The following is a 22,039-nucleotide window of genomic DNA, read 5'->3' on the forward strand; positions in this document are numbered from 1 at the left end:
TAGGCGATCGCCGGAAATGACACCCGCGTGAAAGCCGGTGCTCGAAGTACTTCCGGTCCTTTGACTGTACGCCTATTCGGTGGGCAAAGACCGTTGTGACCAGGTATTTTCCGGCGGAGGCGCTGGGGAGGACCGCCGATCTCCTCGGCTTCGAGGCGTTCAGTCGAGAACCGCGAGGTGGTCGGCGGCGCCCCCGCGCCATTCGACCATGAAGAGGGTGGCGTCGTCGCTGGTGTGCCCACCCCGTTCGCTCTTCAGCGTGTGGGAGAGCCGGCGCAGATCTGCCCGCATCCCCTCTGACGGCATTTCCCCGAGGCGGTCGACGCACCGGATGAGGCGTTCCTCGCCGAACAACTCCCCGCCGGCGACGTGCTCTTCGATGATTCCGTCGGTGTAGCACAGCACGCGGTCGCCTTGCCGGAGCGTGTGCTCTCCGATCCGGGGCTCCTCGCCGCCGAAGCCGACGGGCAGCGTCGTCGCGCTCTCCAGCTGCCGCACGACCTTGCCGTCGCGGATCAGCAGCGGCGCGGGGTGGCCCGCGTTGACCAGCTCCAGCTCACCGGTGGCGATGTTCAGGTGCATCAGCTGGGCGGTGACGAAGTGGTCGGGACCGAACTGCCGGGAGATGGCGTCGTCCATGTACGTGTACTTCTCGGCCAGGCTGACGGACACGCGCCGGGCATGCCGGTAGGCGCCGATGGCGATGGTCGCCATCGCGGCGGCGTCCAGGCCGTGGCCCATCGCGTCGATCACGGCCATGTGCAGGATGTTGTCGTTGAGTGCGTAGTCGAAGCTGTCTCCGGCGACGCGGTAGGCGGGCTCCAGGATGCCGGCTACCGCGACCTGCGGCACGGTCATCGTCAGCGGGGGCAGCAGGCTCCACTGGATCTCCGCGGACACGCTCATCGGCTCCCGGCGCCGGGCCAGGAAGAGCTGGTCGGTGTAGGCGTTCTTGGTGACCAGCAGGTCGGCGACCAGCCCGGCGAGCCGGCGCAGCAGGCGCCGGTCGTCGTCGCCGACGTGGTCCAGGGTGAGGGCCATGACGCCCACTGTGTCGTTGCCGTCCGGCAGTGGCACGTACATCCGGACGCCGCCGTGGGCCTGCGGTACCTCGACGACCTCCCCGCGCAGGAAGGCCCGCCCGGCCGGGGAGTCGATCACCGGCTGGGGCCGGCCGACGTGCAGCTTCCTGCCGGGAAGCGGCACCAGCAGCGCCTGCGCGTAGTCCTGGAGCAGGATGGAGACGTCACGGCCTCCGATCCCGGCCATCTCCTCCGCGATCAGTGGGCCGATCAGCTGCGGTGGCATCCGCCGCGCCCGGTGCAGCAGCAGGCCGAGCGGCCGCTCGCCGAGACCCTCGGCCCGGTCCACGCTCTCCTCGTTCACGACCCGCCTCGCCGCCTCGTTCCTGCCCGCCCGCGCCGGTCACCGCCTCCGCACAAGGTGACCTGGGAAACCGCCGGAGCGGCTCATTGCGCCATGCGCGGCATGTCGGCCCAAGCCGACCGCGGGACGTGGACCCGGCCTACGCGAACCCGCCCCACACGGCGGCGCCGCTCTCCGCGGCACCGGCAGTGGCGTCGATCCGGTACGTGTCGTCCTTCGCATCGCGCCCGCCGGCGGCGTGGTCGTACTGGCCGGCGAAAACGTGCTCGCCTGGCGGAACGGTCCTGCCGGGTCTGAGGGTCCACCGGTAGACGAGGAAGCCACCTTCCTGGCGGGCGGAGAGGTCGAAGTCCGCGGCGGGGCGGGTCCGCCAGCTACCGGTGTCCTTCACCCCCTCGGTGAGGGCGATGCGCAGCTCGACGACGAGCGCGGTGAGCGGCTTCCCCGCCTTCAGGGTGACGTTGCTCTGTGCCCAGTAGGCGTTGCTGTGGGGGTCGACGGAGCCGTCGGCCCAAAGGGGACCGTCCTCGGTCCGGCTGCCCGCGGCCGTCGGTGGCACCGCATGGCCGCCGGCGGACGGGGCGGCGGCCATCGGATTCCGTGGCGGGTCCGGGGTGTGCACGGCGGCGACCACCATGAGGGCGCTCGCCGTCAGGGTTCCGGCGGTGGCCAGGGTCGCGAGGACGATCCTCGGCCAGGACAGGGCGCGGGTGCGCTCGCGGTCCCGCGATCGGCGGGCGATGCCGGGACGGGCCATGCCGCGCTCGACCCGGGCCAGCATGCGGGCCCGGTCGGGCTGGTGGGCTCCGGCGCTCTCGCGCAGCAGGCCGCGCAGTTCGTCGGTCACCGGCTTCCCCTTTCCACCAGCTCGCCGGCGGCCCGGGTGCCGAGCAGCCGCTGCAGTTCCGCAGTCCCCTTCGAGGTCTGGCTCTTCACCGTACCCACCGATATCCCGAGTGCCGCCGCGGTGTCCTTCTCCGAGAGGTCGAAGGCGTACCGCAGTACCACGCAGGCGCATTTGCGGAACGGCAGCGTGTCCAGGGCGGCCCGTACGTCCATGACTGCGGCCATGTCCGGGCCGTCGGTCCGCTCCGGGCGGTGCGACCAGAACAGCAGGACGCGCCGCCGCTCGCGCACCGTGCTCCGGATCCGGCTGCGGGCAAGGTTGGCGACGACTCCGCGGGCGTAGGCAGCCGCGGAGTCGGCACTGCGGGCCCTGTCCCAGCGGTGCCAGAGCGCGACCATCGCGTCCGCGGCGAGGTCGTCGGCGGCGTCCGCCTCCCCGGTCAGCAGGTACGCCAGGCGGGAGAGTTCGGCGTGGTGGCGTTCGAAGAACGCGTGGAACTCCGCGGCCGCCTCGTCTTCGGTCATGGCCTCGGTACGGCCTCTCGGTGCTACGGGGGCGTTTTCAGGCAGGGGCCGGAGCGTAGCTGTCCGTTCGAGCGTTCGTTCGGACGCTTCGGTTCGCCCGGGCCTGGTCCACACGGTGACGCCCATCAGTCCGTCGGGTTCCAGCCGTCGGTGCCGGCCAGGTAGGCGCGGGCGGTGTGGGCTGCGGCCCGGTACGGGGCGAGCTAGGGACGGTTCGCTCCGGTTCCGGCGCCGGGGCCCGTGTTGGCGTATTCGGCGAACCGGGCCGACTTCCAGGAGAAGCCCCCCATGTCCGTCCACGGCCCCTCGGTCTTCAGGGCCGCGGGCAGGCTCGTGTTGCGGATGACCAGCTGGCCGACCGCGCTCGGGCCCGGGTGCCAGGGCCGGCAGAGGTAGTAGGTCCCGGGTCGGGCGGGGCTGCTGATCGTGCTGTCGGTGATGAGGATCCCGTACGGCTTGGCCGCGTCGGTGTTCGGTGCGGCGAGGTATCCGTTGTGGCCGCCGGCCACGGCGCCCCGGTCGCGCAGGGTGACGTTGACCTGGTCGTAGACGGCGGTGGCGTTGCCGAAGACGAAGTCGACGTCCCCCGCAAAGAAGCAGTGTCGGAAGTACTGCCGGTACTGGTTGGTGGCGGAGGGAGCCCAGTTGAGGACGGTGTCCTGGTGTCCGATGAAACGCGAGTTGAGGTACTTCTGGCGGTCGCCGGACGCGTTGACCGCCACGGCCTGCGTGTCCCTGACGTCCGGGTGAGCCGACCTCTCCCACGTGTTCTCGACCGTCACACCTGTGACGGTGATGTCGTTGGCCGAGAAGGTCGCGGTGGCACTGCCCGCGGTTCCGTACGTACCGCCTCCGGGCTTCGGTGTGCCGGAGGCGTTGTCGTGAGTAATGACGACGTCCTCGGCGTTGCCGGTGGCGCCTTTGAGCGTCAGTCCGTGCTTGGAGGCGGGGACGTTCACCGTCTCGCGGTAGGTGCCGCGCGCGACGAGGACGGTGTCGCCCGCGGTGGCGGCGTCGACGGCGGCCTGTACGGAGCGGTGGGCCGCGGAGCCGTCGGCGGCGACCGTCAGCGTACGGCCGCCGGCCGGACCGGACGGCGTGGGAGCGGCCTTGCCGCCGGTCTCGGTGAGGATACCGGCGCCGGCCTTCGCCGCCAGCTTCGCCGGCAGTTCGGATGCGGTTTCGAGTCCGGCGGTGAGGGTGGGCCGCCAGTCGACGGTGGTCTTGATCTTCTTCCCGGGGCCGGCGGAGTTGTGGGCGGCGACCAGGTCCACGGGGGCGCCGCCGACGAGGTTGCCGCTGCCCGCGATGGCTCCGGTGCCGTCGCCGCTGAGCAGCTGGGAGGTCTTCCGGTCGGGGGAGAGCTTCCAGTAGTTGTTCTGCGCGACGACCTGGGCGCCGGCCCGGGAGTTGACGCTGTAGCTGTGCGCGTAGCCCTCCGACGCCGTGGTGTCGTAGTAGTTGTCGTACAGGTGGATCTGCACTGTTGACCCCTCAGTTGCCGCCGGAGCCCGAAAGGTTGCCGGGCACCCGCCGAAATCCTCTCGGTGACGTTGGCGGCCGGGTCACACGTCCCGAGCGGGCACCTCCTACGGCACCGGCGCCGTCAGGGACGCCTGGTGGCCGGTCGGTGTGCTGTGGCCGTGCCGACGTCGGGGTGGATGGTGAAGACCCGGTCGAGGCCGACGATGCGAAGGATGCGGATCGTGTTGTCGGGGACCGCCGCCAGGGCGATGTCCGCCTGGGCCGCGACAGCGTGGTTGCGGGCGACGATAAGGGCGGTGATGCCGCTGGAGTCGCAGAACCGTATGCGGGAGAGGTCCAGGACGAGGCGTTGTCCTGGCTCCAGGCTGAGCTCTGTCACGGCCTGTCGAAGGCGGGGGGCCTGGTCGTAGTCGAGGTCGCCGGCGATTTCCAGGACGGGGCCGGTGGTGGCGTCTCGGGCGGTAATCGTCAGGGTGCTCATGTCAGATCGTGCTCTCGTGCAACGGGATGGGAAGGGGCACGCCGAGGGCGAGCAGAGCCGTGTCGTCGTCCAGGCCTTCACCGAAGCCGTCCAGGAGACCGGTGAGGGCGGTGATCAGCTCGTGTGCACCTGCAGGGGCGAGACCGGCGGTGAAAGTCCGCAGGGCGTCTTCGCCGTAGAGCTCGCGGTTCGTGCCGACGCGGGCTTCGGTGAGGCCGTCGGTGTAGAGGAGGAGGGAATCACCGGGACCGAGCGTGGTCGCGGCAGGGGTGAAGCGGGGGTCGGGCAGGATTCCGATGAGCAGGCCGCCGGGGGTGGGGAGGTAGTCGGCCCGGCCGTCGGCGCGCACGACGAGTGCGGGGGGATGGCCCCTGGACGCCAGGTGCACGGCAACCGTTCCGGTGCTGGGATCGGGTTCCATCACACCGAAGATCGCGGTGCAGTAGCGCGGGTCCCCATTCGTGAACCGCTCGTGCAGCACGGTGTTCAAGGTGCACAGCGCGGCTACGGGGTCGGAATCGTGGAGGGCTGCGGCACGCAGGGTGTAGCGGGGCAGGGAGGTCACGGCGGCAGCCTGGGGACCTTTGCCGCAGACGCCGCCGAGGAAGAACGCCCAGCGCTTGTCGTCCAGCGGGAACAGGTCGTCGAAGTCTCCGCCCAGCCGGTCGACGGAGGCGGTGTGGTAGTGGGAGGCCGCTGCCATTCCGGGCACGGCGGGCAGGGCAGCGGGGAGCAGGCTCTGCTGGAGCACCGCGAGTGCTTCACGCAGCCGCTCCCTGTCGGCTTCGGCCTGCCGGCGGGCTTCCTCCGCCACCTGACGCTCGCGGAGCAGCTCGCTTTCGTAGGCGCGGCGCTGTCGTGCGTCGAAGACGGTGGTGCGGATCAGCATCGGCTCGCCGTCGCCGCTCGTCTTCACACGGGAGGTGACCAGGACCGGGAGACGCCCGCCGCCCGGTGCCTTGAGTGCCATCGCTATCTCGCTGATCTATCCCTGCATCCGCAGGAGCGGTGCGAAGTGCGTCTCGTGGTAGAGCTTGCCGCCGATCGTGAGGAGGTCGGTGAAGCGTCTACGGCCCACGACTTCCTCGCGCGTGAGGCCGAGGCAGTCCAGGAGCGTTCCGTTGATCTTTGCGATGGTGCCGTCCATCAGGGTGGACAGGTAGCCGCAGGGGGCGGATTCGTAGAGCTCTTCGGCGGCGTCCTCCAGCAGGGAGGAGAACACCGCGTCGGTGGCGGACTCTTCGCCGTCGGGCCGCTCAGGGTTCTGGGCGGTGCACCCCATCACCGCAGCTCCCGCAGGAAGGCGCGGATGGCTGACGTGGTGGCCTCGGGAGCGCTCAGCTGGGGGCAGTGACCCGTTGCGTCCAGGGTGACCAGGCGGCTTCCGGGGATGGCCGCGTGGACGTAGCCGCCGACTTCGCACGGCGCGATCACGTCCTGGGCGCATTCCAGTACCAGCGTCGGTACGCCCGCCGACTTCAGGTCGTCACGGCTGTCGGAGAGGAACGTGGTGCGGGCGAAGACGCGGGCGATCGCCGGATCGGTGGCGCAGAAACTGTTGGTCAGCTCCTCCCCCAGTTCCGGACGTTCGGGGTTGGCCGTGATCACCGGTGCCATCGTGGCCGACCAGCCGAGGTAGTTCGACTCGAGCGACTCCAGCAGCTCGTCGATGTCCTCGGCGCTGAAGCCGCCGCGGTAGGCGTCGTCGTCGATGTAGCAAGGGGAAGGGCCGACCATGACCAGGGAAGAGAACCGCTCGGGAGTGGTGGCCGCCGCCCGTACCCCGATCATCGCGCTGACCGAATGTCCGACGAAGGCCACGTCCCGTAGGTCGAGGGCCTCGCACACCTCGACCACGTCGTGGGCGTATCCGTGCAGTGAGCCGTAGCGTTCGGCGCTCCAGGCGGACGGGTCGGAGCCGCCCGACCCGACGTAGTCGAACAGGACCACCTGGAATTCCTCGGCCAGCGCCGGGGCCACCAGGCCCCACATGTTCTGGTCACAGCCGAACCCGTGCGCCAGCATCACCACGGGGCTGCCGGGTGATCCGCTGACCTTCACGTTGTTCCTGCGGAGGATATCCATCCCGTCATCCTGTTCATCGGTCTGGAGCGTCAGCACTGCCGACGCAGTCGGGGGTGTGCTCACGCCGGTCCCGTCAGTGAGACGGTCGGCAGGGCGCCGGGGGAACGGTCCGACCGCGGTGAAGCGGTTCAGCGTGCAAGGGCGAGGACGCCCAGGGCGCTGCCTTGTTCGTCGACGACGGGCAGAGCATCGAGCCGGCGGTAGCGCATCGCGTGCTCGGCTTCGGCCATCGTGGTGAGGGGCGAGGTGGACGGCCCGCGGTCACCGAGGACGTCGCGCAGCCGGATCCGGTCCGTGTAAGCGTCTCCGTCACGGACGGCCGCGAGCTGGGCCGGGGTCACCAGACCGGCACACAGGCCGTCCTCGTCGCAGACCAACAGATGTCCCGCGCGGGCACTGGCCATGACGGACAAGGCCACTTCGACCGTCATGTCGTCGCAGACCTGCGGCCCGGCAGCCTCCATGGCGTCGACCACCACCGGGTACACAGGGTTGGCACTCACCGAGCGGAACTGCATCTGGACCAGCGTCAAAACGTGCCTCCTGCAGAGATGGGTCAGTTTCCTGATCAAGTGGTTCTCAGGCCGCCGCCGCATCGAAGGCGGACCGGCGCACGTTCAGGCGCCGCGCCGCCGAAGCGGGACCGCGTCGGCTGCGGGAGGCCGCGCTGCGCTTGGGCCGCTCGGACACCGGCGCGGCGATGACGACCGGGATGCCGGAGGGGGCCTGGGCGCCGGTGATCCGGCTGAGGGCCTCTTCCCCGGAGCGGACCTGGGTGGTCTGCGGGGTGATCCCGGCGGCGGCCATGAGCCGGGCCATGTCGCGGCGCTGGTTCGGGGTGACCAGGGTGACGACGCTGCCGGACTCCCCGGCACGGGCGGTACGCCCGCCACGGTGCAGGTAATCCTTGTGGTCGGTGGGCGGATCCACGTTGACGACCAGGTCGAGGTTGTCGACGTGGATGCCGCGGGCGGCGACGTTCGTGGCGACGAGCACGCTGACGTGTCCGGTCTTGAACTGCGCCAGGGTGCGCGTGCGCTGCGGCTGCGACTTGCCGCCGTGCAGGGCGGCGGCCCGCACGCCGCTGTTCAGCAGGTGGCTGGTGAGCTGGTCCACGGCGTGCTTGGTGTCCAGGAACATGATGACGCGGCCGTCGCGTGCCGCGATCTCGGTGGTGGCGGCGTGCTTGTCACCGCCGTGCACGTGCAGCACGTGGTGCTCCATCGTCGTCACCGCGCCCGCGGACGGGTCGACGGAGTGGACGACCGGGTCGGTCAGGTAGCGGCGCACCAGCAGGTCGACGTTGCGGTCGAGGGTGGCGGAGAACAGCATCCGCTGGCCCTCGGGGCGCACCTGGTCGAGCAGGGCGGTGACCTGCGGCATGAAGCCCATGTCGGCCATTTGGTCGGCTTCGTCCAGGACGGTGATCGCGACCTGGTTCAGTCGGCAGTCCCCACGGTCGATGAGGTCCTTCAGCCTGCCCGGCGTGGCGACGACGACCTCGGCGCCGCCGCGCAGCGCGCCCGCCTGCCGCCCGATGGGCATCCCGCCGACGACCGTGGCCAGGCGGAGCTTGACCGAGCGGGCGTACGGGGTGAGGGCGTCGGTGACCTGCTGGGCCAGCTCACGGGTCGGTACGAGGACCAGTGCGAGCGGCTGCCGGGGCTCGGCGCGCTGACCGGCCGTACGGGCCAGCAGGGCCAGCCCGAAGGCCAGGGTCTTGCCGGACCCGGTCCGCCCGCGTCCGAGCACGTCGCGGCCCGCCAAGGAGTTCGGCAGGGTCGCGCCCTGGATCGGGAACGGTACGGTCAAGCCCTCCGCAGTGAGTGCGGCGAGCAGTTCCGCGGGCATGGCGAGGTCGGCGAAGGCCTCGACGGCGGGCAGGGCCGGGGTGATCGTCTTGGGCAGGGCGAATTCGCCCTGCACCGCGGCGGGCCGGCGGCCGTACCCGCCCGAGCGGCTCGGGCCACCGGAACGGCTCGGGGCGGAAGAACCGAAGCGGCCGCCGCGGCCCGAACCCGCGGCGGAACCTGAGGTGGGGCCGCCGGTGCGGCTGCGGGTGCGAGCGGAGCGGTTGTTCGTACGTACGGGGTTCATACAGAACCTTCCTCGATACGGCGCGCATCAAGGAATTCCGGGAGCCGAAGAACAGCGCGGGGAATCGCAAGAACGGGCCGAATGGAATGCGAAAGCGAAGCCGGCCGCAGGGAGTCCGTGCGGGCGCCGCTATGAAAATGGGTGGTGCCGGACGTGAAATCTCCGAGATCGACTCGGGTGCAGGTCCGTAGAGGTCCGCGTGCCGGAGAGGAATCTCCGGGTGGTGAGGGGCATCCCGCAGGTGGACCCACTGCGGGAGGTGCCTGCAGCTGGGGCCCGCACCCCGAAGGATGCGGGCCCCAGCTACGAAGTGCGCGTCAGCGTCAGGCAGGAACGATGTTCTCGGCCGTCGGACCCTTCTGGCCCTGCGCGATGTCGAAGGTGACCTTCTGGCCTTCAGCCAGCTCGCGGAAGCCCTGGGCGGCGATGTTCGAGAAGTGGGCGAACACGTCGGCGCCGCCACCGTCCTGCTCGATGAAGCCGAAACCCTTTGCCGCGTTGAACCACTTCACGATGCCAGATGCCATGTCAGATCTCCTTTGGGGCAGTACAGCGGAATCCGCATTGCACGGACACCGTGTCGCCGCGATGATGCCCCGCCGGGAAATGACCCGGAAATACGAAGCACTCCCATGGGGCACGGAGACCGGCTGGAGGCACTTGAAGTTTTGGGAACCACGACTACAACTGAGATCGACAATAGCATGCCGTAGCGGTCTGCGTACGAATAACAATTCACCGTGATCGCCGCGCTAAAAACCCTCTCCGCATGGACCGCTAAATCCTTGCATCGCGGTGACAGATATTGGCAGCCCAGGCGCAACGCTTTTTGAACAAAGGGATACCGGCGGGCTCGCCCGCCTCAGACCGCGGTCGGCGGGCCGGACGGCGCGGCGGCGCGGCGGTACTCGGCATTGAGGCGCTGGGCTTCCTCGAGCTGGTCCTCGAGGATGACGATGCGGCAGGCGGCCTCGACGGGGGTTCCCTGATCGACGAGTTCCCGGGCTCGGGCCGCGATGCGCAGCTGGTAGCGGGAGTAGCGGCGGTGGCCGCCCTCGGAGCGGAGCGGCGTGATCAGGCGGGCTTCGCCGATGGCACGGAGGAAGCCCGGCGTGGTGCCGAGCATCTCTGCGGCACGGCCCATGGTGTAGGCGGGGTAGTCGTCGTCGTCCAGGTGGCCGCCGAGCGAGCCCGTCGGATTCTCTGCTGTCATTGCACCTCTCTCTGAAACACATGGAGGGGCCCTGGTGCCGTACGGCACCAGGGCCCCGAGGGAACTTCTACACCATCTGCCGGCACCAGTTCCGAGCCGGCCTTCTGTTTCCGCATGCCCGACTTGAACGATGTCGGGGGTGCGGGGATCGCGGTTGCTTGACCGGAGACCACCTCACTGTCGATGTCCTGCGGTACCCGGGCTCAGGACTTCCGCCCGGGCGATCCTGATGGCGCGGTTCCTCCGTTCTTCCCTCGGTGATCAACCTGCTTGCTGCGTCAACTGCGGTACTGCTGATGGCGGCCCCTGATCACCGCGGGCCACCCGGTCCGGTCATCAGCCCCGTCGCCCTGCTGCAACAACCCTGGCTTCGGAGCTCCACCACCGCACCGTCCTACGAACTGCGTTTACGGGCACCGCGCCCGGCAGTTCATCTCTGCCGGGCCCTGCCGTCCCTCTGGGCTACGAGAGAAACCATAACCGGACCACCACCCAATGTCTACTCTGGCCAACATAGATTTTCGTGTGTTCTGCGGATAGGTAATCGACCTCGAACAGCAGCGGTGGCAGGCGGGAAGGACCACCGGGGCAGCGGGCAGCGGGCGCCGGCCGCAGGAGACCGCTCTGCGGCCCGCTCAGCGCCATGAGCGCGCGACGAGGGGAGATACACGCCCCTTCCCGGTCTGCGGCTGTGTACAGTCGGCTCGCCCCGGCGGTTGCCGGACGTCCGGGGCGGCGTCCCCGACCGGTCAGGTGGAGTCATGACGAGTGCAACCAGCGGGTCGCGACCGTCCGGCGGGACGGCCATCGCCCCAGCGCTGTCGGTGGCCGAGCGCAAGCAGCGGATGCGGCGCCGCATCGAGCGGCTGATCGGCATCGCCGCCACCGAAGGAAACGCGTTGCTCGCCCTGCGCAACGGGGACGAGATCTTCACGGCGATGCTGGACAGCGTCCGCGCCGCCGAACACACCGTCGACATGATGACGTTCGTGTACTGGCGGGGCGCGATAGCCCGACAGTTCGCCCAGGCGCTGGCGGACCGGGCCCGCGCGGGTGTGCGGGTGCGGCTGCTGCTGGACGGCTTCGGCAGCCGGCTCATCGAGCAGAACCTGCTCGATCTGATGGAGGACGCCGGGGTCGACGTCGCGTGGTTCCGCAAGCCCCTCTACCTCTCCCCGCTCAAGCAGAACCACCGCTGCCACCGCAAAGTGCTCGTCGTCGACGAACAGACGGCGTTCACCGGCGGAGTCGGCATCGCCGAGGAGTGGTGCGGCAACGCCCGCAACGAGAACGAGTGGCGCGACACCCACGTCCGGCTGCGCGGCCCCGCCGTGGACGGCGTCGCCGCCGCTTTCGCACAGAACTGGGCCGAGTGCCACGACACCCTCTTCGACGACCGGGACCGCTTCACCGAGCACGCGCCGCAGGGCGGGGCAGTGGTGCAGGTGGTCCGGGGATCGGCCAGTATCGGCTGGCAGGACATGCAGACCCTGATCCGGGTCGCCATCGAATCCGCCCAGCATCGCTTCCGCCTGTCCACCGCCTACTTCGCCCCGGACGCCTACTTCATCGAGCTGCTGTGTGCGGCAGCACGCCGGGGCATCGAGGTCGAGATACTCCTGCCCGGCCCCCACACCGACAAGCGCGTCTGCCGGCTGGCCGGCCAGAACTTCTACGCGGACCTCCTCGCCTGCGGGGTGAAGATCTTCGAGTACCAGCCGACGATGATGCACGCCAAGGTCATCACCGTCGACCAGGTCGCGGCACTCATCGGCTCCACCAATTTCAACCGTCGCTCCCTGGACCACGACGAAGAGGTCATGCTCGCGGTCCTTGACGAAGACTTCACCGCAACCCTGGACCGCCACTTCGACGAGGACGTGCAGGCCAGCGAGCCGATGGTTCCAGCGCGCTGGAACCGCCGCTCTGCGGCGCAACGCCTGCGCGAGATTGCGGTCACCCCCATCCGCCGGTTCCTGTGACTCCCGCACGGTGCCGGAAGGCGCCCACGCCCCGGCACTGCCCATAGCAGGAGCTGAAGTTCCACCCTGCCGCCGTCCAACGGGTTCATCCCTGATGGGGACGGTCGGTGTGGGAGATGACGGCGCCGGGTAGGGCGGGACCATGCCCGATATCCCCCTGGCCGAAGAGGCACTGCGAAGGGTGCTGGCCGTCGTCGACCGGACGGCGGAGCTGGCGACGGAGCTGGCCACCACGCTTCGGATGCGCCCGGACGACGCCGCGGTCCGCGCGGCGGCGATACCGCTCGGGGTCGATGTAGGGGCCTTCGGGCATGCGGATTTCGAAGCGGTGGCCCGTCATCTGGAACCGCTGGACCAGCTGATCGCGGCTGTCGCGCCGGACGCCGGTGGGATGCGGTGGCGCTACCTGGACGAATCCGTTCTGTTCCGCTGCGAGGCGGAAGTGGGTACGCCGTTCGACGAGTTCACCGCGCGCGTCGACATCAGCCGGGTGATCGGTCTGACCGGCGGCTACCTTGCAGGTCGTACGGAGGTCCTGGCGCGCGACGCGACCGGAAGGGCGATCCGGCAGCTCGAGCGCAGCATCAGCCGGGCCCCCGGGTGGATTCCCCGGCTACTCCGTCCAGGTCGCCGCGCGTACCTCCCGACAGGGCCCATGGGCCGCCTGGTGAACAGGAACAGGAAGCTCCACATCGCGGCGGACCGCTCGAACCCGGGATCCTGATCAGCGGCGAAACCGAGCTGTCGGATTTCGGGCTGGCGGGACGGATCCCGGGCAAGCCCGCGAACCCGCCCTTCCAAGACGACCCCCTGGGCAACCTCACGAGCCTGCGCGCCATGCCCGAACTCGGACCCAGCCGCCTCCATGTCGGCCACGGCACTCCGCTGGACCCCGAGCGCGTCCGCCGGTGGGCGCGGCGGGGGCAACGACGGCTGTCCCGCCTCGACTCCCGGGGGGCCTCCGAAGGCGTACCTAGAGCTGACCCACGTATGCTCGCCGTCATCACCATCGGCCCGTACCCGTCGGCTCTGGTCGTGGGGCGGGAGCTGAACTCCTTCCGGAGGCGGCATGACGGTCACCCTGCTCACCATCGCGATCGTCGTGGCCGCCCGGGTGATCAGGACCGCGGTCGCGGAGCTCCGCGTGCCCGGGAGCGGACGAAGGCAGTGGGCCTTCCTGACCGACCGACGCGCATGGGCGATCGGAACCGGCACGACCGCGGCGCTCGGCATCGTCGGCTGGGCCACAGCGGGCCCCACCGCTGCGGTCTGGGCGGTGGTCGCAGGTCTCCTCGTCGCCTCGCTCACCCGTGCCGGAGACGGGGATGAATGAAGGGCGGGCTCCGGGCGTAGTCGCGCGCACCGCATCGTCGCCCCGTGGGCGCATGGACGTCGCTCGCACTGCTCAATCGCTCCAGCTCGCCCGTCGTAGGGTCTCGGCGATCTCCGACGGGTCGGGGGTGGCGTCCGCGGGGTCGTCGGGCCACTGCCGGACGACGGCCTCGGCCCACTCCGCCCAGGTCGCGACGAGTCGGTAGTAGTCGGTAAGGAAGCGGCCGACGAGTGCGGTCTGGGCGGCCCTTTGCTGGAACGGGGCCCGGCCGGCGAGGTAGGCGTGCGCCCCCGCCACATTGCCCTGGTTCCGCTCTACGGCCAGGCCCGGGCGGCGTGAAGGGTGGCCAGGGTGTCGGCGCTGGTGCCGGAATCGGCGAAGAACACCTTCAGTAGCTAATTCCCAGCCCGCAACCGATCAGGAACGCGCATTTGCGGCCGATCAGTGCCCCGGGCGTCTCGCTCAGCAGCGGGCTCAGGTGGGAGCGCAGACGCCCGCGTGCCGGCCGGTGGCAGGGACCGGACGGCGCAGCCCGGTCGCCGGGGTGGCGGTGGCGTCCTAGCGTGGAGGAGTCCGGTCGCACCGCCGCACACACATCGCCAGTGGTCGTGCCGCTGGTGGGACGGAGACAGATGGCGCAGTCGTCGTGGCGTGAGTACCGGCCCGGGCAACGGTTCCCGGGGGTGATCGGCCGTACGGCCGAGGAGTCGACTCCGGCGTGGCCGCAACCGGTGCGCGCGGTTCCGGGTGCGCCGAACGTGCTGTTCATCGTGTTCGACGACGTCGGGTTCGGACAGTTCGGATGCTACGGAAGTCCGATCGAGACGCCGCATATGGACGCGCTGGCCGCGGGCGGGCTGCTGTACAGCAACATGCACACCACCGCGCTGTGCTCGCCGTCGCGCTCCTGCATCATCACGGGCCGCAACCATCACGCGAACGGCATGGCGGCGATCACAGAGCTGGCCACCGGCTACCCGGGTTACGACGGGCAGATCCCGTTCGAGAACGGGTTCCTGTCGGAGATGCTGCTGCAGCACGGCTACAACACGTACATGGTCGGCAAGTGGCACCTGATGCCCTCGGAGCAGGAGTCGGCGGCCGGGCCGTACGACCGGTGGCCGCTGGGGCGGGGCTTCGAGCGGTTCTACGGATTCCTGGGCGGGGACACGAGCCAGTGGTATCCGGAACTCGTGTACGACAACCACCAGGTCGAGCCTCCGGCCACGCCGGAGGAGGGCTACCACCTGACGGAAGACCTGGTGGAACGGGCGATCTTGTTCATCGCCGACGCCAAGCAGGTCGCCCCGGACAAGCCGTTCTTCATGAACCTTTGCCCGGGTGCCGCGCATGCCCCGCACCATGTGCCGAAGGAGTGGGCCGACCGCTACCGGGGGCGCTTCGACGACGGCTGGGAGGCCTACCGCGAGCAGACCTTCGCCCGGCAGAAGCAGCTCGGTGTGGTGCCCGCCGACGCGCAGTTGTCCCCGCACGATCCGGACGTGCCGCCGTGGGAGTCGCTGACGGCGGACGCGCGGCGGGTGGCCGCGCGGATGATGGAGGTCTACGCGGGATTCCTCTCCCACACCGACCACCACCTCGGCCGGCTGATGGCCTTCCTGAAGGAGACCGGCGAGTTCGACAACACGCTGATCATGGTGGTCTCCGACAACGGAGCGAGCGCCGAGGGCGGGGCGACCGGCACCACCAACGAGCTGCAGTTCTTCAACAACGCGCCCGAGACGCTGGAGGAGAGCCTGGCGCGGATCGACGAGATCGGCGGCCCGACCACCTTCAACCACTACCCGTGGGGCTGGACCTCCGCAGGCAACACCCCGTTCCGGCGGTGGAAGCGGGAGACCTACCGCGGCGGCGTCAGCGACCCCTTCCTCGTCCACTGGCCCAGCGGCATCAAGGCCCGGGGCGAGATCCGCGGCCAGTTCGCGCACATCATCGACATGGTCCCCACCGTCCTGGACGTGCTCGGCATCGAGGCACCCGCCACCATCCGCGGTGTCACCCAGTCGCCCCTGCACGGGGTCAGCTTCGCCCACACCTTCGACGACGCCGGCGCCGCGAGCCTTCACCGCACCCAGTACTACGAGATGTTCGGGCACCGGGCGATCGACCACGACGGGTGGCGGGCGGTCTGCCCCTGGCCCGGCCCCTCCTTCGCCGAAGCCGGGCGGCCTTTCGGCGCCCCGATCACCATGGCGGACCTCGACGACCTCGATGCCCATCACTGGGAGCTCTACCGCATCGACGAGGACGTCGCCGAGACCCGGAACCTCGCTCAGGAGAACCGCACCAAACTCATCGAGATGATCTCCCTGTGGTACATGGAGGCCGGCAAGTACAACGTGATGCCGATCGACGGGAGCGCCTTCGAGCGCATGATGCAGGAACGCCCCCAGATCACTCGGACCCGCACCAGCTACACCCTCCGCCCCCACACCCAGGTCCTCCCCGCCGCGGTCGCCCCCCGGGTCCTGAACCGCCCGCACAGCGTCACCGCCGACGTCGAGATCCCACCCGACGGCGCGGAAGGCGTCCTCCTCAGCCAGGGCACCAACGCCGGCGGCTGGTCCTTCTACATCAAGGACGGCCACCTCCACTACGCCCACAACTACGTCCAACGGGCCCTGTACCACGTGGCGTCCAGCGAGAGCGTCCCCGAAGGGCGCCACGCCCTCCGCTTCGAGTTCGAGCCCACCGGCGCCCCGGACATCGCCCACGGCAAGGGCGCGCCCGGCCGGGCCCAGCTGTACATCGACGGCCGCCTCGTCGGCGACACCGAGATGCCGGTCACCACGCCGATCGCCTTCAACCCGGGCGGCATGGCCTGCGGCCACAACCCCGGATCAGCCGTCACCCCCGACTACCAGGCACCGTTCCGCTTCACCGGCACCCTGCACAGGGTCACCGTCGACCTGTCCGGCGACCTGATCGTCGACGCCGAGAGCGAGATCCGCATGTACATGGCCCGCCAGTAGGCGGGCCGCACCGTGGACCCACCGGTCGCCGCCGAGTCCATGCATGGCCGGGTTCCAGAGAGCCCGACCGACCGTTCCCTCCCCCGTCAGGGGCAGGCACCGGCGGGTTCATCGTGGACGAGGACGCAGACCATCTGTGCGCCGCGCCGGTGATCCGGGTACTTCGCGAGCAGCTCGGCCTTGAAGTCGTTCCACTGGCGCGTGATCTCGGCGGTGGCGCCGGCCGTCGCGTGGTGGAAGTTGTCACCCGTCTTGGAGCGGGGCGATGCGGCGGTGTCCTTGTTCAGGGCACGGTTGTGGGTGACGCGCCCGTCACAGTCGGCGGGCTTGACACCGGTGGAATCGATGTCGGTGTAGCAGCCGGTGGCGAGGTCCGCAGGGATACGCTCACGCGCGTCGCGGGTCCAGTCGGCGTCCTTCATGGCGCTGTAGCGACGGATGTCGAGGAACGGTGCGACGTCCGTACGCTCCAAGCCGGGCGGGTTGTCGAGGCCGACCGGGCCGGGCGCGGGCCGGTCGCTCCAGTTGGAGTGCGAATAGAAGTCCTCGATCTGGTGCCAGCCGCGGCCGAGCTGTTCGAGGACGGCGCACTTGGCCCGCCCGGGCTTCCCGTCCCACGTGCAGTGCGAGGACAGGTCGCTCTGGTCGGCGCGCACCTTGCCGTCGGCGTCGACGAGGCCGTCGGCGGCCTCGACCGCGTTGCGCAAGCGGGTGACGGAGGTACGGATGCACGCGAGGAGCTCGGTGGTGGCCTCGTCCCGGGTGCGGGGGTAGTCGGGGGCGTAGCGGGGGGCAAGGTAGTCGGCGTTGTCGCAGTGCAGGGGGCCGACGTCGAAGTACGGGGGGTGGTCGTTGGCGTTGATCGCCCCGGCGCGGGCGTCAGTCATCTCGGTCAGTGTGATGGGCTCCCAGGGCAGTGCGGCCCGGGTGATGTCCTCGTGATTGTCACCGGTGAAGCTGTGGGCGGGGCCGATCGGCACGAAGGCCAGAGCGGCCGTCAGGAGGGCTGCGAGAGCTGTGCAGGACGCTCGGGGCAGGCCGGGCGGCATCCGGCGTCCACGGATCCCGGAGCTCTCCTGGTCGGCACCCGTACGGGAGTCGCTCGACGGGGATCCCGGTCTGACGCTGGCGGAGGCCTTGGAACGCCTCTCCGGCCGCCGCGAGAGCACAACCATGCCTCCATGCTGCGCGTCCGTACCCAGCTCCGCATTCGTGGTCTCTTTCGTGGCCTGCAACGCGGCTCCTGGCCTCCGGCTCCGGCCTGGCACATCAGCGACCTTGAAGCCGCGTCCGCGCATCAGGGCGCTCTCCCCACAGCGCGTGATCAGGGGACTACGATCTGACCCGGGTCCGGTCCGAATGCCCTCGTCGTGGTGAGCTGCTCATCGACGACGAGTCGGCAGAACACGGACGCGGACGCGATACTTCGAGGCTCAGCCGGCCCCGACCGGCAGTGGGCCGACCCGGGACTCCAGCCAGGTCGGAAGATCCAGCAGCCGGACACCCTCTTGTTCTTCGGGGTCGGTGCGTGCGACCAGGCACACCACGTCCTCTGCTCCGGTATTTACGGGCATGTGGGGCGTGTCCGCCGGGATGTGGATGTAGTCTCCGGCGCGCAGCACGGCATGTTCGGCCAGGTCTTCTCCGTGCCAGACCTCGACCTGCCCGGACTGGATGAAAATGGCCGACTCGTGCCCCTCGTGCAGGTGAGGACGCCCCCGCGTCCCCGCGGGCATCACCAGCCGGTGCAGACACAACCGCTCCGCGCCCGCTGACTGGGCGCTGATCCCCGCCCCGAACGTGCCGCCCTGAATGCCTTCATACGTGCCGGTCCGCACGACCGTGCACTGCTTCTGATCTGCCATGCGGGCAGTACACCAGGCAACCGACGGCGTACGAGCAGTTCCCGCCACCGCCCGTGGCGGCCCGCACCTCGACATCAGGTGCAGGCGAGTCGGCGCCGTTGGAGGCGAAGGGCGGCGCTCACCGGACAGTCGACCTTGACCAGGCGTTCCGCCACCACCTCCGGATCTGGCCCCGAACCGGCAGAACGTCCACCACCGCTATGTCCAGGCGCAGTGCCTGAAGCGCACCACCATCGTCGCGGCCAGTTCGAACGACCCACTGGGCACCGTCGAGCGAGTGGCCGAGCTGGCCCGGAACTGGGGCGGCCGCCTCGTGGAACTCGGCGCTGTCGGCCACCTCAACCCCGCCTCCGGCCATGGCCCGTGGCCGAGGGCGGAGGAACTCCTCCGCGAGCTCGAACACAGCTGGTCCCCCGGCGCTCTGCCGACTGATTGACGATTCAGGGCTGCTGGTGTTCGGGCGGGCTGTTGCGGCGGATCACCTCGGTGGCCAGCTCTACCCGCGAGGTCAGGCCGAGCTTGCGCAGGATGTTGGAGACGTGGGTGCTGACGGTGCGGCGCGAGATGCACATGCGCGCGGCTGTTTCGGGGTTGGAGTGTCCGGCAGCGACGTGACCGGCGATGATGCGCTCGGTGGAGGTGAGCGCTTCCCATCCCAGGCGCGCGGTGTTGCGGGGGCCGCGGGTGCCGCGGCTCACGGAGACCGCGCGCAGGCGGGCGGTCGCACGTGCCGCGTCCCAGACCGCACCCAGGCCGGCGTAGATCGCCAGGGCTCGCTCGAGGTGGGCGCGGCCGTCGGAGGGTCGGCCGCGTATCGCGTGCAGCTCGGCGGCGTCGGTGAGGGCGTGCGCCTGGTTCAGCGGCCGTGTGGCTTCACGGTAGTGACGGGCCGCTTCCAGCAGCAGCTCCGGATCCTGTGCGATGAGCCCTTCGCACCGGCAGGCGTCCCCCAGATGGTAGGGAGCGCTGCTGTGCGCGGCACGCGAACGCGCCGCCTGCGCGTAGCGCCGTGCTGCCGGCGAGTCGCCCTGGTCAAGCGCGAGTCTGACCAGATCGGGCGTCAGGAAGCTGAGGATCAGCTGACCGGGCAGGTGCCCGATCCCGGTGTCGAAGCTGTGTGCCAGGCGGCGGAACGCGCGCTCGGGGTGCCCTTGCGCCTCGTCCAGCAGGGCCTGGGCACACAACAGGACGTACTCGTAGAACCAGGAGACCGTTCCGCTGTCTTGTGCCGCCGCAGCCCGGCTCATGTGGGTCTCGGCGTCGTCCCGCCGGCCTTGATGGACGGCTATTGCCCCCGCCAGCGCTCTCAACGCCCGGCTCATCGCGAAGTGGACGCCGGGGTCGAGGCCGGCGTCCACCTCTGCGATCGCGTCCTCCCACCGGCCGGCGTGGAACGCCAGCAGCGCACAGGACAGGTGGTACCACGGCAGGAACACGCCCCCGAGGTCCTCGGCGCTCGGGCGGACGCTCGCCAATGTGCGTTCCGCGTCCGGGGTCAGGTCCAGTTCCATGTAGCAGTTGGCCAGCGCGAGCTGCAGCCCGAGCCACTGCGCCGGGTGGATCGTCTCGGGTGTCAGACGCGACGCCTGACGGGCGAGCTCCAGTGCTTCAAGGCCAGGAGCCTCCAGGAAGTGCTTGGCGGCCAGCACGTGCAGGGCATAGGCCAGGGCCGTTGCGTCGCCCAGCTCGGCAGCCGCTCGCCGCGCAGCGGCAGCCACGGCTCCCGCTTCCGGTAGCCGCCCCAGGGCGAAGAGGCATACCGATGCAAAAGCTTGGAACCGGACCGCATCGAGTGTCGGCGCGCCCGCTGTTCCGCACGTCATACGGGTCTCTGCCAGAGCGACGTCGGGGCGGCCGCGCGCGAACGCGGCCTGCACGACGATCCAACGGAACAGATCTGCCAGACCGGAATCGGCAGGTCTGGCCAGAGCGATGCGGGCGCTTTCTTCGGCCTCGGTCAGAAGGCCTGATGACAGTTGTGCGACGACACGGTGCAGACGCAACTGCTCGTAGCGCGGGTCAGCGGGATCGGCGATCTCCAGCGCCGTACCCAGCAGCCGCAGGGCCAGGCCGGGCGCGCGTGCGGTGAGCTGCGCTGCGGACCCGGCTATCCAGGGGACCAGGAACTCCCCGTCCGGGGGGCCGGCTTCCAGTAGATGTCCGGCGACCCGCTCGGGCGCCGCCCCGGCACGTGCCAGCGCCTGCGCGGCCCGGATGTGCAGCAGCGAGCGCACTGAACTCGGCACGGCGTCGTGCAGAGCTTGGCGTACCAGGTCATGGCGGAAGACGACACGTGGGCCGTCGGGAGTCAGGATTCCGGCCGCTTCGGCCTCGGCGACGCCGGCGAGCAGGACATGGGCCGGCGCCTCCAGTACTGCTGCCAGGTCGTGGAGCGTGCAGCCGGCTCCCAGCACAGACGCCGCGCGCAACACCTGCAAGACCTCGTCACGCAGGTACGCCAGCCGGTGAGTGATCAGCGTGTCGATCGAGGGAACGGGGCAATCGGCCGTGACCTCTGCGACGCCCCCGTGCATCGTGATCACCCCTTCCCGTTGAAGGGCCGCGATCAGCTCCCCCAGGTACAGCGGGTTGCCTCCCGCCCCCTCGCACAGCCGAAGCAATCGTGGGCCGGGTTCATGCCCGATCGTGTCGGCCACCAACAAGGGCACGGCCGAGGCGGCCAGCGGACCGAGCCGCAGCACCGTGCGATGGGTGCCGCGCAGCCCGCGGACGAGCACGTCGACCTCGACCACCCGGGGAACCGGGCGAAGCGCCCCGACGATCAGCAGCGGCAGCTGGGCCACCGATTGCACGAGCCGCTGCAGTACCAGCACACTGGCCCGATCGGCCCACTGGAGATCATCGAGGAAGAGCGCTACGGGCCCCTGCGCACAGATCTCCTCCGCCAGAACGCACATGGCCTCCACGGTGGCGAAGTCCGCGCCTCCCGGCGTGCCCGGCAGCCCGTACCGAGCGTGCCCCGAGAGGACCTCGGCGGCCCGCACCCGCAGCGGGTCCACAGGGCTGTCATCGATCCCCAGGCAGGCCGATATCAACGCGAACGGTCGATGCGCCTCCAGCTCCTGAGCCGATCCCCACAACGCCTGGAGGCCGGCCCCTTCGGCGTCTGCCGCCGCGCGCCGGAGCAGCCGTGTCTTGCCCGCCCCGGCCTCGCCGGCGATGAACGCGGCCTGCCCCGAGCCGTGTGCGGCGCGTACCGCCAAAGTGGTGAGGATCGCCGTTTCGGCATCGCGTCCGACGAGGCGAGGCCCCATGAATTGCACGGCCGTCTCTCCCGTAGTGATGCCACCTGCCTGCTGAACCAGGCAGCCTCGTGCCGGACCCGATCAGGGGTGCCGCGGTGTCGGGTCCAGAAGAGTCAGCTGCCCGACGAGAGGTCAATTCGGCCAAGGCAGCACCTCTGCGGGTCACACGCGCCGGGCTGCGACGCGTCGAGCTGACTCCACGACAGCAGACAATAGACGCAGCCCCGTTCCGATACGCACCGGGTGGCGCACTTTTGAGCTTCATAAGAGGCTTCGAAGGTCACACGGTCAATCCGGGGCGCCTTTCTCCGGCGTCGGCCTGCCACACCCGATCGCCCTGGCCCGAACGCCCGCCGACCCCGAGTATTCCTACGTCATGTGACGGATGTATCGGCAGCTGCGCGTTCCTACTTTGGCGGTGCTACGACGGCTCCCTCCTCGCAGGGCCGTCTGATCGAACGAATGGACCCTCACGCAGTGTG

Annotated in this window: 19 protein-coding genes and 1 pseudogene; 5 read left to right on the forward strand and 15 right to left on the reverse strand. The window is 69.9% G+C overall.

Annotation, left to right across the window (positions count from 1 at the left end; all coding sequences use genetic code 11):
• Nucleotides 1-159: 159 nt before the first annotated feature.
• The 11 genes and pseudogenes from OG207_RS05515 to OG207_RS05565 form a co-directional block, all read right to left on the reverse strand.
• Nucleotides 160-1,386 (reverse strand): PP2C family protein-serine/threonine phosphatase, encoded by a 1,227-nt coding sequence (locus OG207_RS05515; protein WP_329096412.1) that lies wholly within the window; start codon nucleotides 1,384-1,386, stop codon nucleotides 160-162.
• Nucleotides 1,387-1,525: 139 nt separating this feature from the next.
• Nucleotides 1,526-2,233: a hypothetical protein gene (locus OG207_RS05520; protein WP_329096414.1), complete on the reverse strand. Its 708-nt coding sequence runs from the start codon at nucleotides 2,231-2,233 to the stop codon at nucleotides 1,526-1,528.
• A complete protein-coding gene (locus tag OG207_RS05525) occupies nucleotides 2,230-2,757 on the reverse strand; it encodes a SigE family RNA polymerase sigma factor (protein ID WP_329096416.1) in 528 nt (175 codons plus the stop codon). The genes OG207_RS05520 and OG207_RS05525 overlap by 4 nt, the downstream gene beginning before the upstream one ends.
• A 203-nt stretch (nucleotides 2,758-2,960) precedes the next feature.
• Nucleotides 2,961-4,241, reverse strand: coding sequence for a pectinesterase family protein (locus tag OG207_RS05530; RefSeq protein ID WP_329096417.1), 1,281 nt, complete (start codon nucleotides 4,239-4,241; stop codon nucleotides 2,961-2,963).
• 122 nt (nucleotides 4,242-4,363) lie between these two features.
• Nucleotides 4,364-4,723 carry an STAS domain-containing protein gene (locus OG207_RS05535; RefSeq protein WP_329096419.1) on the reverse strand — a complete coding sequence of 120 codons (360 nt, stop codon included), beginning with the start codon at nucleotides 4,721-4,723 and terminating at the stop codon, nucleotides 4,364-4,366.
• Between the two features lies 1 nt (nucleotide 4,724).
• A pseudogene (locus OG207_RS05540) lies at nucleotides 4,725-6,005 on the reverse strand (PP2C family protein-serine/threonine phosphatase).
• A complete protein-coding gene (locus OG207_RS05545; protein WP_329096422.1) occupies nucleotides 6,005-6,808 on the reverse strand; it encodes an alpha/beta fold hydrolase in 804 nt (267 codons plus the stop codon). Before OG207_RS05545 ends, OG207_RS05540 begins: the two are co-directional and overlap by 1 nt.
• A 128-nt stretch (nucleotides 6,809-6,936) precedes the next feature.
• Nucleotides 6,937-7,341, reverse strand: a complete 405-nt coding sequence (locus OG207_RS05550) for a CBS domain-containing protein (protein ID WP_329096424.1) — start codon at nucleotides 7,339-7,341, stop codon at nucleotides 6,937-6,939.
• A gap of 46 nt (nucleotides 7,342-7,387) precedes the next feature.
• Nucleotides 7,388-8,905 (reverse strand): DEAD/DEAH box helicase, encoded by a 1,518-nt coding sequence (locus OG207_RS05555; protein WP_329096426.1) that lies wholly within the window; start codon nucleotides 8,903-8,905, stop codon nucleotides 7,388-7,390.
• Nucleotides 8,906-9,228: 323 nt separating this feature from the next.
• Entirely contained in the window at nucleotides 9,229-9,432 is a 204-nt protein-coding gene (locus OG207_RS05560) for a cold-shock protein (RefSeq protein WP_329096428.1), read from the reverse strand.
• Between the two features lie 335 nt (nucleotides 9,433-9,767).
• A complete protein-coding gene (locus OG207_RS05565; protein WP_329096430.1) occupies nucleotides 9,768-10,118 on the reverse strand; it encodes a MerR family transcriptional regulator in 351 nt (116 codons plus the stop codon).
• 761 nt (nucleotides 10,119-10,879) lie between these two features.
• On the opposite strand from OG207_RS05565, the gene OG207_RS05570 reads away from it, so the two are divergent.
• The 3 genes from OG207_RS05570 to OG207_RS05580 all read left to right on the forward strand — a co-directional run bounded on the left by OG207_RS05570 (nucleotide 10,880) and on the right by OG207_RS05580 (nucleotide 13,433).
• The gene (locus OG207_RS05570) at nucleotides 10,880-12,100 is read left to right on the forward strand and encodes a phospholipase D-like domain-containing protein (protein WP_329096432.1); all 1,221 of its coding nucleotides are present in this window, start codon (nucleotides 10,880-10,882) and stop codon (nucleotides 12,098-12,100) included.
• Nucleotides 12,101-12,242: 142 nt separating this feature from the next.
• Nucleotides 12,243-12,824 (forward strand): hypothetical protein, encoded by a 582-nt coding sequence (locus OG207_RS05575; protein WP_329096434.1) that lies wholly within the window; start codon nucleotides 12,243-12,245, stop codon nucleotides 12,822-12,824.
• Nucleotides 12,825-13,169: 345 nt separating this feature from the next.
• Entirely contained in the window at nucleotides 13,170-13,433 is a 264-nt protein-coding gene (locus tag OG207_RS05580; protein ID WP_329096436.1) for a hypothetical protein, read from the forward strand.
• A 72-nt stretch (nucleotides 13,434-13,505) separates the two neighbouring features.
• Here the strand turns inward: OG207_RS05580 and OG207_RS05585 are convergent, their stop codons facing one another.
• Nucleotides 13,506-13,730: a hypothetical protein gene (locus OG207_RS05585; RefSeq protein ID WP_329096438.1), complete on the reverse strand. Its 225-nt coding sequence runs from the start codon at nucleotides 13,728-13,730 to the stop codon at nucleotides 13,506-13,508.
• Nucleotides 13,731-14,065: 335 nt separating this feature from the next.
• Between OG207_RS05585 and OG207_RS05590 the strand changes: the two genes are divergently transcribed.
• Nucleotides 14,066-16,426: an arylsulfatase gene (locus tag OG207_RS05590; RefSeq protein WP_329096440.1), complete on the forward strand. Its 2,361-nt coding sequence runs from the start codon at nucleotides 14,066-14,068 to the stop codon at nucleotides 16,424-16,426.
• A gap of 86 nt (nucleotides 16,427-16,512) precedes the next feature.
• On the opposite strand, the gene OG207_RS05595 is transcribed toward OG207_RS05590, so the two are convergent.
• Together OG207_RS05595 and OG207_RS05600 are read right to left on the reverse strand one after the other, a co-directional pair.
• Nucleotides 16,513-17,601: a hypothetical protein gene (locus OG207_RS05595; RefSeq protein ID WP_329096441.1), complete on the reverse strand. Its 1,089-nt coding sequence runs from the start codon at nucleotides 17,599-17,601 to the stop codon at nucleotides 16,513-16,515.
• A gap of 258 nt (nucleotides 17,602-17,859) precedes the next feature.
• Nucleotides 17,860-18,291 carry a cupin domain-containing protein gene (locus OG207_RS05600; RefSeq protein ID WP_329096443.1) on the reverse strand — a complete coding sequence of 144 codons (432 nt, stop codon included), beginning with the start codon at nucleotides 18,289-18,291 and terminating at the stop codon, nucleotides 17,860-17,862.
• 166 nt (nucleotides 18,292-18,457) lie between these two features.
• Between OG207_RS05600 and OG207_RS05605 the strand changes: the two genes are divergently transcribed.
• A complete protein-coding gene (locus OG207_RS05605; protein ID WP_329107446.1) occupies nucleotides 18,458-18,727 on the forward strand; it encodes an RBBP9/YdeN family alpha/beta hydrolase in 270 nt (89 codons plus the stop codon).
• 4 nt (nucleotides 18,728-18,731) lie between these two features.
• Here OG207_RS05605 and OG207_RS05610 read toward each other — a convergent pair whose 3' ends face one another.
• Nucleotides 18,732-21,566 (reverse strand): ATP-binding protein, encoded by a 2,835-nt coding sequence (locus tag OG207_RS05610; RefSeq protein WP_329107448.1) that lies wholly within the window; start codon nucleotides 21,564-21,566, stop codon nucleotides 18,732-18,734.
• Nucleotides 21,567-22,039 lie beyond the last annotated feature (473 nt).

Source organism: Streptomyces sp. NBC_01439, assembly GCF_036227605.1.
Lineage (GTDB): Bacteria > Actinomycetota > Actinomycetes > Streptomycetales > Streptomycetaceae > Streptomyces.

What these genes read in the sequence shown, in the direction of transcription:
- OG207_RS05525 (WP_329096416.1), bottom strand. Translation starts at nt 2,757, where the DNA reads ATGACCGAAGACGAGGCGGCCGCGGAGTTCCACGCGTTCTTCGAACGC.
- OG207_RS05535 (WP_329096419.1), bottom strand. Translation starts at nt 4,723, where the DNA reads ATGAGCACCCTGACGATTACCGCCCGAGACGCCACCACCGGCCCCGTC.
- OG207_RS05545 (WP_329096422.1), bottom strand. Translation starts at nt 6,808, where the DNA reads ATGGATATCCTCCGCAGGAACAACGTGAAGGTCAGCGGATCACCCGGC.
- OG207_RS05555 (WP_329096426.1), bottom strand. Translation starts at nt 8,905, where the DNA reads ATGAACCCCGTACGTACGAACAACCGCTCCGCTCGCACCCGCAGCCGC.
- OG207_RS05560 (WP_329096428.1), bottom strand. Translation starts at nt 9,432, where the DNA reads ATGGCATCTGGCATCGTGAAGTGGTTCAACGCGGCAAAGGGTTTCGGC.
- OG207_RS05565 (WP_329096430.1), bottom strand. Translation starts at nt 10,118, where the DNA reads ATGACAGCAGAGAATCCGACGGGCTCGCTCGGCGGCCACCTGGACGAC.
- OG207_RS05570 (WP_329096432.1), top strand. Translation starts at nt 10,880, where the DNA reads ATGACGAGTGCAACCAGCGGGTCGCGACCGTCCGGCGGGACGGCCATC.
- OG207_RS05575 (WP_329096434.1), top strand. Translation starts at nt 12,243, where the DNA reads ATGCCCGATATCCCCCTGGCCGAAGAGGCACTGCGAAGGGTGCTGGCC.
- OG207_RS05580 (WP_329096436.1), top strand. Translation starts at nt 13,170, where the DNA reads ATGACGGTCACCCTGCTCACCATCGCGATCGTCGTGGCCGCCCGGGTG.
- OG207_RS05590 (WP_329096440.1), top strand. Translation starts at nt 14,066, where the DNA reads ATGGCGCAGTCGTCGTGGCGTGAGTACCGGCCCGGGCAACGGTTCCCG.
- OG207_RS05595 (WP_329096441.1), bottom strand. Translation starts at nt 17,601, where the DNA reads ATGGTTGTGCTCTCGCGGCGGCCGGAGAGGCGTTCCAAGGCCTCCGCC.
- OG207_RS05600 (WP_329096443.1), bottom strand. Translation starts at nt 18,291, where the DNA reads ATGGCAGATCAGAAGCAGTGCACGGTCGTGCGGACCGGCACGTATGAA.
- OG207_RS05610 (WP_329107448.1), bottom strand. Translation starts at nt 21,566, where the DNA reads ATGGGGCCTCGCCTCGTCGGACGCGATGCCGAAACGGCGATCCTCACC.